Genomic DNA, 13,412 nt, shown 5'->3' with positions numbered 1-13,412 from the left:
TGATCACAGCACCGGACCCAGTTTGTTCGGTTCCCGGGGCAGCCGGACCACCTGGACGAAGAACTCGTCGATCTGTTTGATCGCGGCGATGAACTGATCCAGATCCACGGGTTTGGTGACGTAGGCATTCGCGTGCAGTTTGTAGCTGCGCAGAATGTCCTCCTCGGCCGCCGACGTGGTCAGGACGACCACCGGAATATGCGCGAGTTCGGCGTCGGACTTGATCGTCGCCAATACCTGGCGCCCATCGTATTTCGGCAGATTGAGGTCCAGCAGAATCAGGTCGGGGCGGGGCGCGTCGGCATGCTCGCCACGGCGATACAGGAAGTCGAGCGCTTCCTCGCCGTCGTGGGCGACATGCATGGTGTTGCCGATCTTGTTGTCGGCGAATGCCTCCCGGGTCATCAGCTCGTCGCCCGGATCGTCCTCGACCAGCAGAACATCGATGGGTTGGCCTGCCACGGTCATGCCGGTGCTCCTTCCACCTCGACCGGTGCGGCCGTGGTTTCTTCGTTGTTCGCCGGGAGTATGAAACAGAGTCGAGTGCCGTCGGTGTACGTGGTGTCCAGCCAGATACGGCCGCCGTGATACTCGACGATCTTCTTGCACAGCGCCAAACCGATCCCGGTTCCACCGTATTCGTCGCGGCCGTGCAGCCGCTGGAAAATCACGAAGACCTTCTCGCTGAACTCGTCCGGAATGCCGATGCCGTTGTCGGTGACGCACAGCCGCCAGACCTCGCCCTCGTCGCCGGGTTCCGGCTCACAGTCTATGCGGACCACCGGCGCCCGGTCGGGGCTGCGGAATTTGACGGCGTTGCCGATCAGGTTCTGCCACAACATGACCAGCAATGTCGGGGCGGCATGCAGTTCGGGCAATTGCTCCGGCCGTCGCACGGTCGCGCCCGATTCCTCGATCGCGGTGGCGAGGTTGTCGAGGGCGCGGTCCAGCGTCTGATCGAGAGCGACGGCCACCTTGTCCTCACCCAACCGGCCCACGCGGGAGAAGGTGAGCAGGTCGTTGATGAGGACCTGCATCCGCCGCGCGCCGTCCACGGCATACATCAGGTATTGCGTGCCGCGCTCGTCGAACTTGTCGCCGTAGCGCTTCTCCAGCAGCTGACAGAAGGAGGCCACCTTGCGCAGCGGTTCCTGCAGGTCATGGGAGGCGACATAGGCGAATTGCTCGAGTTCGGCGTTGGAACGGCGCAATTCGACGGCCTGCTCGTCGAGTTCCTCCGCTTGTCGCGCGAGCGCCTGCTGCTGCGCGCGGGAGGAGGCGAGTTCCTCGACGATGCGCCGCCGCATCGCCTCCACCGTCTGTGCCATGGTGCGTAGATCGGCCGGGCCGCGCGCGGCGATGCGGTGCTCGAAATCGCCGGCGGCCACTCGCAGCGAGGCCGACCGCAGATCCTGCAGCGGCCGCGTCACCAGCCGCCGGACCAGCACGGCCGACACCACGCCGGTGAGCAGGAACAGCGCCACCATGCCGCCCAGCACCCAGTCCCGCACGGCGCGGGTGTGCGCCAGCTCGGCGCGGTCGTCGGCGATCGTCGCGCTCAGCCCGGCGTTCTGGGTGTCGAACCGGGCGCGCAGCCGGTCGAACGCCGCCTTGCCGCCCAGCACGGCGTTCGGGTCCGCCGCCGGTGCGGAGTTCGCGGTCACGACATCGATCAGCGGCCGGGCGTACCCGGTGCGCCACTGCGACGCCAGCTGTTCGACGGCATCGAGTTCGGCGACCAGTTCGGGCCGATCGCCGATCAGGGTCCGCATTCGCGCGGCCGCGCGGGCCTCGTCCTGCTCGCCCTGCTGGAACGGCGTCAGGAATTGCTCGTCCGCGCTGAGGGCATAGCCCCGCACGCCCGTCTCCTGATTCACCAGCGCGGCCTGCAGGCGATACGCCTCGGTGGCCGCCGGTTCCGTGCGATCGATCAGCCGATCGGTGACCTGCCCGGTCTGCTGCAGCAACCGGACGCCGACAAAGGTTGCGACGATCACCAACAGCACCATGCTCGCCAGCACGACATAGAACCACCGCTGCACACTGAGCCTGCCGACCACACCCACCTTCCCCGATCCACCCAACTCTCCCCGCGGCGCTGCGTCCCCGTCGCCCGGCTTCGGCGTGCCCGTCATCGCGGCTCGGTCGCGTCGTGGGACCAGCGCACGTAGACCGCGGCCACGTCGTCGGCGAGGCCGCCCTTGTCCTCGGCCAGGGCCTCGGCGGCGGCGATCAGTTCGTCGACGAACGGGCCCGGGTCCCGGCCGGCCGCCGCACCGGCGAGCTCGAGCAGGCCCTCTTCGCCCAGTCGTTCGTCGCCGACGCCGTTGTGGCCCTCGAACAGGCCGTCGGTGAACAGCAGCAGGCCCGCGCCGGGCGGCAGGGTCATCTCGTGCACCGTGCATTCGATCGGATCCGGGAGCAGGCCGAGCGCGGGGCAACCGGGGACCTCGACCCATTCGACCGACTCGGCACGATGCAGGAGGAGACCGGGATGCCCCACCCGCATCAGCTGTACGGTCGTATGGTCCGGCAGCAGCGTCACCGTGGTCATCGTCGCGAAGATATCAGTGCCGACGCGTTCGGCGAGTAGCACCTGCTCCAGCAAGCGCAGTTGCTGCGGACCGGTCGTTCCCGCGAGAACCAATGTGCGCCAAGCGATTCGCAATGCCACGCCGAGCGCCGCCTCGTCCGGGCCGTGCCCGCAGACATCGCCGACCACCACGTGCACCGACCCGTCCTCGGTGCGGACCACGTCGTAGAAGTCGCCGCCGAGCAACCCGCTCGCCCGGCCGGAGCGATACCGGGCGACCACTTCGACGTCCCCGCTCGCGCCGAGCAACGGGGTGGGCAGCAAGCCGCGCTCCAGCCGCGCGTTCTCACGCGCCCGCATCTGGCCCGCCCGCAACGCGGCGGTCGCGCGCTCGGCCTGCTTGCGTTGCACGGCGTAGCGCACGGCACGGCCCAGCAGCTCCGGCTCGACCCGGCCCTTGACCAGATAGTCCTGCGCGCCCGAGGCCACCGCCGCGAGACCCGCCTCCTCATCGTCCAGACCGGTGAGCACCACCACCGCGACGTCGTCGGCGTGCTCGCGCACCCGCTGCAGGGCCTCCATGCCGGCGGCGTCGGGCAGATTCAGATCCAGCAGTACACAATCGGGCAGCGTGGTCGCGAGTCGCTCGATGGCCTCGCGGATCGACCGCACCCACAGCAACCGCAGCGGCGGCGCGGTATCCGCGGCCAACTCCTCCACCAGCAGCGCATCACCCGGATCGTCCTCGACGAGCAGCACCAGCGGTTCCTGACCGTCCCCCACCGCGGCGGCGCGCGCGGACCGGGCGAGGGCGCCCTCGGCACCCGCGCCGTGGTCTCGGGAAAGCATCGGCAAACACTCCTTCCATCGCACCGCGGCCGTGGGGTGAGCCGTGTGCGTCCGTCACGAAAGCCGGAGCTTCCAGCCGCTTTCTCGACGTAGAAGTGCCGCCCGCCGGGAAGTTTACGTTGTAAGCGCACAAAAGCGCATAGCCACCGGCCGGACGGGTATGCCGAAATCGTGGCGTTGCGAAACGACTCCCGCTCGGGCAGTGCCGGGGCGGGCAGCAGAAGGCACAGACAGTCGTCGAGCCGTGGCGGGGAACGCATCCGACTGGACCTCGACGCGGTGCCGCCCGCGCGATTGCGGAGCCTGGTCCAGGAACTCCTCGCGGAGAATCACGAGGAGCTGTCCATCCCGGACGCGGTACAGATCGCCGACGAACTCGCCAGCAACGCGCTCCGGCACGGGGCGGCACCGCGGAGCTGCACGATCACCCTGTCGGCCGGACCTCGTCTGCGCATCGAGGTCGCCGACGCCTCTCCGATCGATCCCCGGTTTCGCTCCGCGGACGAAACGGGCGGTCTCGGACTGGTGCTGGTCGATCAGATGTCCTCGGGCTGGGGCGTGATCCACCGTGGCGACCGCAAGATCGTGTGGGCGGAACTGGCCGCCGAGCAGCGCGGCACCGGCCCGCCGCTATGCACCGAGTTGCATAGTACATCGCGTATCAGTTAATCTCGCCGCATGGCCCTCGAGCACGCGCTGCTGGTATCGCTGACCGAGCGCGCCGGTTCGGGCTACGAACTCGCACGCCGGTTCGACAAATCCATCGGATTCTTCTGGAACGCCACCCACCAGCAGATCTATCGCGTCCTCAAGCGCATGGAGCAGCAGGGCTGGATCACCGGCGAGGCCGTGCCGCAGGACGGCCGCCCCGACAAGAAGGTCTACAGCGTCAGCGCCGCCGGCCGCGCCGAACTGGCCCGCTGGATCGCCGCGCCGAGCGAGGACATCGGCCCGTTGCGCAGCGAACTCGGCATCAAGATCCGCGCCGCCGCCCACGGTGACCTGCCCGCGCTGCTCGCGGAGGTGGCCCGGCACCGCGAACGGCACGCCCAGCGACTCGACATCTACCGCCTGATCGAGAAGAAGGACTTCCCCGCGCCGCACCGCCTGACCGGCACCGCCCTGCATCAATACCTGGTGCTGCGCGGCGGCATCCGGGTGGAGTCGGGCTTCGTCGAATGGTGCGACGAGGTGCTGGACGCGCTCCGACCGAAAGGTGAAACCCGATGACGCCCAACCCGTATCCGCATCTGTTCGAGCCGCTCACCGTCGGCGGCGCCACGCTGCGCAACCGAGTGGTGATGGGGTCGATGCACACCGGCCTCGAGGACCGGGCCTGGGATGCCAACCGGCTGGCCGCCTATTTCGCCGAGCGCGCCCGCGGCGGTGTCGGGCTCATCATCACGGGCGGCTACGCCCCGAACCGGGAGGGCTGGCTGCTGCCGTTCGGCGCCAAGCTCACCAACAAGACCGAGGCCTACCGGCATCGCGCGATCACCAGGGCGGTGCACCGCGAGGGTGGCCGGATCGCCTTGCAGATCCTGCACGCGGGCCGCTACGCCTATGTGCCGTTCAGTGTCTCGGCCTCCTCGATCAAGGCTCCCATCAACCCCTTTCGGCCACGCAAGCTGTCGGGCAAGGGCGTCGAACGCACCATCGACGACTACGTGCGCTGCGCCGAGTTGGCGAAGTTCGCCGGCTACGACGGCGTCGAGGTGATGGGCGGCGAGGGCTACCTGATCAACCAGTTCCTCGCCCCGCGCACCAACAAGCGCACCGACGAGTGGGGCGGTTCGGCGGCGAACCGGCGCCGGTTCCCGGTGGAGATCGTGCGGCGGATGCGGGCCGCCGTCGGCGACGACTTCCTCATCGTCTTCCGGCTGTCCATGGCGGAGTTCGTGGAACACGGCCAGACCGAGACCGAGATCATCGCGCTGGCAACGGAATTGGAGCGCGCCGGGGTCAGCATCATCAACACCGACATCGGCTGGCACGAGGCCCGCGTCCCGACCATCGTGACCTCGGTCCCCCGTGCGGCTTTCGTCGAATACACCGCGAAAATCAAAGCGCGGGTGAGCATTCCGGTGTGCGCGTCGAACCGGATCAACATGCCGGAAGTGGCCGAGGAGGTCCTCACCCGCGGCGACGCCGACCTGGTCTCGCTGGCCCGGCCGCTGCTGGCCGACCCGGAGTGGGTGGTCAAGGCGCAACAGACCCGCGACGACGAGATCAACACCTGCATCGCCTGCAACCAGGCCTGCCTGGACCACGCCTTCGTCCACAAAACCGTGTCCTGCCTGCTCAATCCGCGCGCCGGGCACGAGACCGAACTGCGGCTGCTGCCCACCCGGCGGATGCGGCGCGTCGCGGTGGTCGGCGCGGGCCCGGCCGGGCTGTCGGCGGCGGTCACCCTGGCCGAACGCGGGCACAAGGTGGACCTGTTCGAGGCCGACGACAAGATCGGCGGGCAGTTCGACATCGCGCGGCGCATCCCCGGCAAGGAGGAATTCAACGAGACCATCCGCTACTTCACCCGCAAACTCGAGGTCAGCGGAGTACGAGTGTTCCTGAACCGGCGGGTGGACGCGGCGGAACTGGTCGAGGGCCGTTACGACCACGTGGTGCTGGCCACCGGCGTGCGCCCGCGCATCCCGAACATCCCCGGCATCGATCACCCGAAGGTGCTCACCTACGCGGAACTGGTGCGCGAGGAGAAGCCGGTCGGCAAGAAGGTCGCCGTGATCGGCGCGGGCGGAATCGGTTACGACGTCAGCGAATTCCTCACCGTGGACGGTCATCCGGCGCTGAAACTCGACGAGTGGAAGCAGGAGTGGGGAGTGACGAGCGACGACCCGGACGCTCCCGGACAGCTCACCGCACCCGTGCCGTCCCCCGCCGCCCGGGAAGTCGTTCTGCTGCAACGCAAGTCGTCGCCGTTCGGAAAGAGCCTGGGCAAGACCAGCGGCTGGGTGCATCGAGCCGCGTTGAAAGCCAAGGGCGTCGAGCAGGTCGGCGGAGTCAACTACGAGCGCATCGACGATCGCGGCCTGCACATCAGCTTCGGCGAGCAGCGCAAGCGGCCGACCGTCATCGAATGCGACAACGTGATCCTCTGCGCCGGACAGGAATCCGTGCGCGAACTGGAGGCTCCGCTGCGAGCGGCGGGCGTGCCGGTTCATCTGATCGGCGGCGCCGACGTGGCGGCCGAACTGGACGCCAAGCGCGCGATCGACCAGGGCACCCGGCTGGCGGCGGCGCTGTAATGCCGGAACTGGTGAGCCTGGGCTTGCCCGGTGACGAAAAGGCTTGGACCGCTCTCGGTTTCACCGTCGACGAGCACCGCAGAATGCCGGTGGGCGCGGTCTCGTGCGTTGTCGGCATGCCGCCGAGCTGGGGGTTCGACGAATTGCGCGGCGACGCCTCGGAACTCGGCGTGCCGGAACTGCTCAGCGAGAACGCGGCCGCCGCAGGTCCGGAACAGCGGCTGGAGCAGTTGCTCGAGCACATGTCCGACGATCCGAGCGGCGCCGATCTTACTGCCGCCCTGGTAGTTTCCAGCCCGCATCCCAACGGCGTGACCTTCGTCGACCACATCGTCTACCTGGTGCACGACCTGGACGAGTCCGTGGCGGCCCTGGCCGACGTGCTCGGCATGCCGCCGCGCCGCCGCTTCCATCCGCGCGGGCCGTCCGGCCCGGAGATGGCGTTCTACCGTGTGGGCGAGGCTTTCATCGAGGTCGTCGCCGCCCGGCGGCCACCGGCGCTGATCGGCATCGCCTTCGGCACTCCGGATCTCGACGCCACCGTCGCCGCCGTGCGCGCGGCCGGCGGCCCGATCGGCGACCCGAAACCAGCAGTGCAGGGCGGGCGCATCGCCAGCGTGTGGAACGGTCACATCGACTGGGGCATCGCCTTCATGGAGCCACCGGTAGGCTCCGGGTCGTGAGCCTGCCTGCACCGACCTCCGAGAACCGTGCCGTCGTCACCGGAGCCTCCTCCGGCATCGGCACCGCGCTGGCCGAGGAACTCGCCCGGCGCGGATATTCGCTGATCCTGGTGGCCCGCCGGGGTGACCTGCTCAGCGAGCTGGCCGGGCGGCTGACCGAGCGATACGGCGTCGTCGCCGAGGTGCGCGCGGTGGACCTGTCCGACCGCGAGCAGCGGGCGCCGCTGGCCGAGGAGCTGTCCCGCCGCGACATCGTGATCCTGTGCAACAACGCCGGAGTCGCGACCTTCGGCCCCGTCGCGAAGCTGGATCTGGAGTTCGAGCGGGCGGTGATGGAACTCAACGCGGTCGCCGTGCACGATCTCACGCTGGCCGTGCTGCCCGGCATGACCGCGCGCGGCAGCGGAGGCATCCTCATCACGGGTTCGGCCGCCGGCAACATGCCGATCCCGAACAACGCCACCTACGCGGCGACCAAGGCCTTCACCAACAGCTTCTCCGAATCGCTGCGCGGCGAACTCACCGGCACCGGCATCAACGTCACCCTGCTCGCGCCGGGGCCGGTCCGCACCGACAACCCCGATCAGGACGAGGTCGGCAGCAAGATCCCCGACTTCATCTGGGTATCGGCCGCCTACACCGCCAAGATCTCCATCGACGCGCTGGAACGCAACAAGATGCGGGTGGTGCCGGGCCTGATCAGCAAGGGCATGAGCGTCGCCGGACAGTACGCGCCGCGGGCGGTCACCGCGCCGATCGTGGGCACGTTCTACAAGAAGCTCGGCGGTAGCTGACTTCGGGGCGTGCGGCCGATCACATCGGTGTCAGGACCGCGTCAAGATCGCGCCGCCGCATGTCAAGGCCGCGTAGTCGGCCGTTTCGGCGCCCCGGAACCGGCGTAGTCCTGTCGGTGGCCCCGCAGCACAGGCGAAAGCGGGGAACACCGCAGGAGAGATCGTGACGCTGCTCGAGATATTCCCTTCGCTGCGATCGGGAATGCCGTCCCCCGCGTCGACACGACCGTCTGGCCGTGCGAGACCCATTACGACGACCTCGGACGCATCACCCTCGGCGGGGTCGCCCTGGCCGACCTCGCCGACCAGTACGGCACCCCCGCCTACGTCCTCGACGAGACCGAGGTCCGCCGCCGCTGCCAGGCCTACCGCAAGCATTTCCCGGAGGGCGAGATCGTCTACGCCGCCAAGGCGCTGCTGACCAAGGCCGTGGCCGGGTGGATCGCCGAGGAGGGGCTGTCGCTGGATGTGTGCTCGGGTGGCGAGCTGGCCGTGGCGCTGGCCGCCGGCGTCGATCCGGCGCGAATTGTGCTCCACGGCAGCGGGAAACCGTTCGCCGAGCTGGAGGCGGCCGTGGCGGCGGGGGTCGGGCGTATCGTGATCAATTCGCTCACCGAGATCACGCTGCTGTCGGCGCTGGTGTCGCGGCGGCAGCAGGTGCTGTTGCGTCTGTCGCCGGGTATCGATGTGCACGGGCATCCGGCCGTGAAAACCGGTGTGGCGGACCAGAAGTTCGGTTTTCCGCTGGGTAGTGCCCAGGCGGCCGAGGCGATCGAGCGGGTGCTGCGGCAGCCCGCGCTCGAACTGGTCGGCTTCCACTGCCATCTGGGTTCGCAGATCCACGATCCGGATTTCTACGGTGAGGCCGTGCGGCGACTGGTGGCCGAGATGTCCAGGGTGCGTACGGAATACGGGGTGCTGCTCACCCAGCTCGACCTCGGCGGCGGGCACGCGGTCGCATACCGGTCGGGTGACGCCGAACTGAATCTGTACGAACTGGCCGACATCATCGAGGACGCGCTCGACGCCGCGTGCGCGCGCCACCGCTTCCCCCGCCCGCGGATCGCGCTGGAGCCCGGCCGTGCGATCGTCGCCCGCGCCGGGGTGACGCTGTACCGGGTGATGACGGTCAAACACATCGAGGGCGGGCGCACGTTCGTCATCGTCGACGGCGGTATGAACGACAATCCGCGCGTCGCCCTGTACGGCGCCCGCTACGACGCCGTCGTCGCCAACCGCCACCCCACCGGCCCGTTCATGACCGCCACGGTCGCCGGCCGCTACTGCGAAGCAGGCGACATCCTCGCCCCCGACATCCGCCTCCCCGCCGACCTGCGCCCCGGCGAAATCCTCGCCATCCCCTGCACCGGCGCCTACCACCACAGCCTCGCCTCCACCTACAACGGCGTAGGCCGCCCACCCCTCATCTCCGTCCACCAAGGCCGCTCCCGCGAACTCATCCGCCGCGAAACCCCATCCGACCTCCTCGCCCGAGACCTCGGCTGACCACCTCTCACCAACCACCACACCCCAACTCACCCACCCACCAAGACCCACACCAGCTCACGCACCCACCAACCACCAAGACCCACACCAACTCACGCACCCACCAACCAACGAGCCCATGTCCCCGGCCCACCGCCGGGCACACACCATTCCCTGTCTTCCCGCGCCCTGCGCGGGAAGACAGGGTCACCGCCGCCGAGTCCCGAAAATACTTCGGCTGATCTCGCGCCCCGCAGCGGTGGCGGCGGAGCGGAGGAATCCCTTGACCGCGGGGTTCTTCATGATCCGGTCGGCCGCCGACTCCTCGGTTTTCGAGGGTCGGCGCTCGGGCTCAGGATCCGGCTCCGCCGCAGCCACTTTCGCGGCGAGACGCTCGTACGCCGATTCCCGATCGATTGTCTCACCGTACTTCGAGTGCAACTCACTACCCTGCGCGGCCGCGCGAATATCGTCCTCCCCGATGGTGTCCATCAGCGAGCGCGGCGGGCGCAGCCGCGTCCAGGCCACCGGGGTCGGCGCACCCTTCTCCGAGAGCACCGTCACCACCGCCTCGCCGATACCCAATGTGGTCAGCGCCTGCTCCAGGTCGTAGGCGCTGGTCTTCGGGTAGGTGCGCACGGTCTTGGTGAGCGCCTTCTGGTCCTCCGGGGTGAAGGCGCGCAGCGCGTGCTGTATCCGCGCACCCAGTTGCGACAGCACCTGATTCGGCACATCGGTCGGCAACTGCGTGCAGAAGAACACGCCGACACCCTTGGACCGGATCAGCTTCACGGTCTGCTCCACCTGATCCAGGAAGGCCTTCGACGCGTCGTTGAACAGCAGATGCGCCTCGTCGAAGATGAAGACCAGCTTGGGCTTGTCGATGTCGCCGATCTCGGGCAGCGTCTGGAACAGATCGGCCAGCACCCACATCAGGAAGGTGGAGAACAGCACCGGCCGCGACGACTGCGCACCCAGCTCGAACAGCGTGATCACGCCCCGCCCGTCGACCGTGCGCAGCAGATCGGCCGGGTCCAATTCCGGCTCGCCGAAGAAGGTGTCACCGCCGTCGTTCTCCAGATTCACCAGCGACCGCAGGATCACACCCGCGGTAGCGGCCGAGACACCGCCGATGCCCTTCAGATCCTCCTTGCCCTCCGGACTGGTCAGGTGCTGAATCACCGACCGCAGGTCCTTGAGATCCAGCAGCGCGAGCCCCTCCTGGTCAGCCCAGTGGAAGATCAGGCCGAGCGTCGATTCCTGAGTCTCATTGAGCCCCAGCACCTTCGACAGCAACACCGGACCGAACGACGTGATGGCGGCACGAATCGGCACCCCGATACCCTCGGTGCCCAGGGAGACGAACTCGGTCGGGAAACCCGCTGGGGCCCACTCGCTATCGCCGGTTTCCCGGGCCCGCGCAGCGACCTTGTCGCCGGGCGCCCCGGGCCGCGACAGTCCCGACAGGTCACCCTTCACATCGGCCAACACCACCGGCACCCCGGCGGCGGACAGCTGTTCGGCAATGCCCTGCAACGTCTTCGTCTTACCGGTACCCGTGGCGCCCGCGACCAGACCGTGCCGATTCATCATCCGCAGCGGAATACGCACGCGCGCAGCCGGATCCACGGACTCGCCCACCACGACCGTGCCCAGCTCCAGCGCGGCACCCTCGAAGGCGTATCCCGCCGCGATCTCCTGCGCGACCGTATTGCCGGATTCCGATTGCGGCGCAGAGCTTTTCGCATCGCCGGAAGCGGCATCCGAGAGTTCCGCGTCCTGCTCCGGACCCTCCGCGTCTGTCGCCTCGGACGCCTCGCGCTCAGCGGCCTCCGCCGCGGCCGCCGCCTCCGCGGCGACCCGCGCCGCCTCCGCAGCCGCCTTACGCGCCGCCGCGGCCTTCTCCTGAGGGGTTGTCATCGCCGATCCTCCGTCTGCCCTGCCAACTTACCGCCAACATTGCCGACCGCCTGACCAAAGCGCGGATCTGCGCAAACCATATCCCTCAGTACCACTGCGCGGGAGCAACCCGGGCGCAGCAACTTCACGGCGACACAGTCGTGCCACATCCGGTCCCACATTGCGGCGGCCCGTACGGCAGTACCGGCCGATCGCACGCACCGGCCGCCGGTTCGCCGAACGGCCGCCGACCGCGCTGTAGTGTCGACCGGGTGTCGGAGAAATACATGGTGTGGATGGATTGCGAGATGACCGGCCTGCGGCTGGACAGCGACAAGCTGATCGAGGTCGCCGCGCTGGTGACCGACAGCGATCTCAATATTCTCGGTGACGGTGTCGACATCGTCATCCACGCCGACGACGCCGCGCTGGCCGCCATGCCGCCGGTGGTCCAGGAGATGCACGCCCGGTCCGGCCTCACCGAGGAGGTGCGCCGCTCCACGGTCACCATGGCCGAGGCCGAGCGCCAGGTGCTCGACTACGTCAAGCAGTACGTGCCCACGCCCCGCACGGTCCCGCTGGCGGGCAACTCCATCGCCACCGACCGCGGCTTCATCGCCCGCGACATGCCAGACCTCGACGCCCACCTGCACTACCGCATGGTCGACGTCAGCTCCATCAAAGAGCTGTGCCGCCGCTGGTACCCGCGCATCTACTTCGGCCAGCCCGAGAAGGGCCTCGCCCACCGCGCCCTGGCCGACATCAAGGAATCCATCCGCGAGCTCGAGTACTACCGCCGCACCGCCTTCGTCCCCGCCCCCGGCCCGGCCACAGCCGACATCGCCGCAGTCGCCGCCGACCTCCTCTCCCCTCAATAAACCCCAGCTCACCGCCCCGATTAGGCGCTGCACCAAGGTACGCGATACGATCTAGCCCGCCGGTGCCAACCGGCAATGGTGGCTGTAGTTCAGTTGGTAGAGCACCAGGTTGTGATCCTGGCTGTCGCGGGTTCGAGTCCCGTCAGCCACCCTGAAAGTCAGGTCAGGTCCGGTCAATCGACCGGACCTGACCTGTTTTGTGGAATTCCCGCGGTCCCCACTTCCGCTAAGCACGCGGTGGCACCTGGTGCTACAGAACGTACGCTGAGCATTATGGCCCATCCTGAAATCACCCAGCGCGACCTACGCAACCGGTCCAAGGAGATCATGGACGCGGTCCAGCACGGTCAGTCCTTCACGGTCACCCGCGACGGACACGAGATCGGCGAGTTGATTCCGCTGCGCCACAAACGCCGCTTTGTCACCCGCGAAGAGTTCGCGGCCATGTCCCGCAACGCGCCCTCGATCGACCTCACAACCTTCCGCGCCGACCAACACATCGCACTCGAGCACGACGCGGACGACGCATATGAGCGTTGATCCAGCGCTCGCAGACGCAGGCCTGCTCGACACGAATATCATCGTCCTGCGGCAATGGATCGACGCAGCCGAACTGCCCGCCAGGATGGCGATCAGCGCAATCACCCTCGCAGAGCTGTCCGCCGGGCCGCATAAGGTCCGCAGCAATACCGAACAGAAGGACTACGACGAGCACGAGGAGCGCGCCCGCAGGCTGGAAATCCTGCAACGCGTCGAGAACGAATTCGATCCGATACCGTTCGACGCCGAAGCCGCCCGCATCTACGGCCGCATCGCCGCAGGTCGCAAACCGCGACACCGACTCGCCGACCAGATGATTGCAGCCATCGCAATTGCCAACGGTCTCCCGCTGTACACCACCAATCCGGCCCACTACCAAGGCCTCGACAAACTACTCACCATCATCAGCATCAAGCGCCCGGCACATTGAACTCGACCGGCTACAACGCCCTTACCGCTTTTGCAGCTGGGGCAGACCGATGCAGGCG

12 protein-coding genes, 1 tRNA gene and 1 pseudogene are annotated in these 13,412 nt (G+C 68.1%); 10 read left to right on the top strand and 4 right to left on the bottom strand.

What is annotated here, in order from left to right; translation table 11 throughout:
- Positions 1 to 3: 3 nt before the first annotated feature.
- The 3 genes from ACFMRZ_RS29945 to ACFMRZ_RS29935 all read right to left on the bottom strand — a co-directional run bounded on the left by ACFMRZ_RS29945 (position 4) and on the right by ACFMRZ_RS29935 (position 3,382).
- On the bottom strand, positions 4 to 468 hold the full coding sequence (locus ACFMRZ_RS29945; protein WP_280271509.1) for a response regulator: 465 nt from the start codon (positions 466 to 468) through the stop codon (positions 4 to 6).
- Complete coding sequence (locus ACFMRZ_RS29940) at positions 465 to 2,009, bottom strand: CHASE3 domain-containing protein (protein WP_400183005.1); 1,545 nt, start codon at positions 2,007 to 2,009, stop codon at positions 465 to 467. The genes ACFMRZ_RS29945 and ACFMRZ_RS29940 overlap by 4 nt, the downstream gene beginning before the upstream one ends.
- A gap of 122 nt (positions 2,010 to 2,131) precedes the next feature.
- A complete protein-coding gene (locus tag ACFMRZ_RS29935; RefSeq protein WP_400181637.1) occupies positions 2,132 to 3,382 on the bottom strand; it encodes a PP2C family protein-serine/threonine phosphatase in 1,251 nt (416 codons plus the stop codon).
- A 171-nt stretch (positions 3,383 to 3,553) separates the two neighbouring features.
- On the opposite strand from ACFMRZ_RS29935, the gene ACFMRZ_RS29930 reads away from it, so the two are divergent.
- From ACFMRZ_RS29930 to lysA, 6 genes and pseudogenes are all read left to right on the top strand, one after another.
- A complete protein-coding gene (locus ACFMRZ_RS29930; protein WP_400181636.1) occupies positions 3,554 to 4,051 on the top strand; it encodes an ATP-binding protein in 498 nt (165 codons plus the stop codon).
- 9 nt (positions 4,052 to 4,060) lie between these two features.
- A complete protein-coding gene (locus ACFMRZ_RS29925) occupies positions 4,061 to 4,612 on the top strand; it encodes a PadR family transcriptional regulator (protein ID WP_400181635.1) in 552 nt (183 codons plus the stop codon).
- Entirely contained in the window at positions 4,609 to 6,645 is a 2,037-nt protein-coding gene (locus ACFMRZ_RS29920) for an FAD-dependent oxidoreductase (protein WP_400181634.1), read from the top strand. The genes ACFMRZ_RS29925 and ACFMRZ_RS29920 overlap by 4 nt, the downstream gene beginning before the upstream one ends.
- Positions 6,645 to 7,328: a VOC family protein gene (locus ACFMRZ_RS29915; RefSeq protein ID WP_400181633.1), complete on the top strand. Its 684-nt coding sequence runs from the start codon at positions 6,645 to 6,647 to the stop codon at positions 7,326 to 7,328. Before ACFMRZ_RS29920 ends, ACFMRZ_RS29915 begins: the two co-directional genes overlap by 1 nt.
- Positions 7,325 to 8,122 (top strand): mycolate reductase, encoded by a 798-nt coding sequence (gene cmrA / locus ACFMRZ_RS29910; protein WP_280271503.1) that lies wholly within the window; start codon positions 7,325 to 7,327, stop codon positions 8,120 to 8,122. The genes ACFMRZ_RS29915 and cmrA overlap by 4 nt, the downstream gene beginning before the upstream one ends.
- A gap of 163 nt (positions 8,123 to 8,285) precedes the next feature.
- Positions 8,286 to 9,628 (top strand): annotated as a pseudogene (gene lysA, locus ACFMRZ_RS29905) (diaminopimelate decarboxylase).
- A 186-nt stretch (positions 9,629 to 9,814) separates the two neighbouring features.
- Here the strand turns inward: lysA and ACFMRZ_RS29900 are convergent.
- Positions 9,815 to 11,527, bottom strand: a complete 1,713-nt coding sequence (locus ACFMRZ_RS29900) for a helicase HerA-like domain-containing protein (protein WP_400181632.1) — start codon at positions 11,525 to 11,527, stop codon at positions 9,815 to 9,817.
- Positions 11,528 to 11,793: 266 nt separating this feature from the next.
- Between ACFMRZ_RS29900 and orn the strand changes: the two genes are divergently transcribed.
- The 4 genes from orn (at position 11,794) to ACFMRZ_RS29880 (ending at position 13,354) form a co-directional block, all read left to right on the top strand.
- Entirely contained in the window at positions 11,794 to 12,384 is a 591-nt protein-coding gene (orn, locus tag ACFMRZ_RS29895) for an oligoribonuclease (RefSeq protein ID WP_280275833.1), read from the top strand.
- A 78-nt stretch (positions 12,385 to 12,462) separates the two neighbouring features.
- Positions 12,463 to 12,535: transfer RNA gene (locus ACFMRZ_RS29890), tRNA-His, on the top strand.
- Positions 12,536 to 12,657: 122 nt separating this feature from the next.
- Entirely contained in the window at positions 12,658 to 12,924 is a 267-nt protein-coding gene (locus ACFMRZ_RS29885) for a type II toxin-antitoxin system Phd/YefM family antitoxin (protein WP_400181631.1), read from the top strand.
- Positions 12,914 to 13,354, top strand: a complete 441-nt coding sequence (locus tag ACFMRZ_RS29880) for a type II toxin-antitoxin system VapC family toxin (RefSeq protein ID WP_400181630.1) — start codon at positions 12,914 to 12,916, stop codon at positions 13,352 to 13,354. Before ACFMRZ_RS29885 ends, ACFMRZ_RS29880 begins: the two co-directional genes overlap by 11 nt.
- Positions 13,355 to 13,412 lie beyond the last annotated feature (58 nt).

This window comes from Nocardia sp. N2S4-5, from assembly GCF_044628355.1.
Classification (GTDB): domain Bacteria; phylum Actinomycetota; class Actinomycetes; order Mycobacteriales; family Mycobacteriaceae; genus Nocardia; species Nocardia wallacei_B.
Note: the sequence above shows the minus strand (reverse complement) of the source record. Positions and strands in the feature narration are given on the sequence as shown.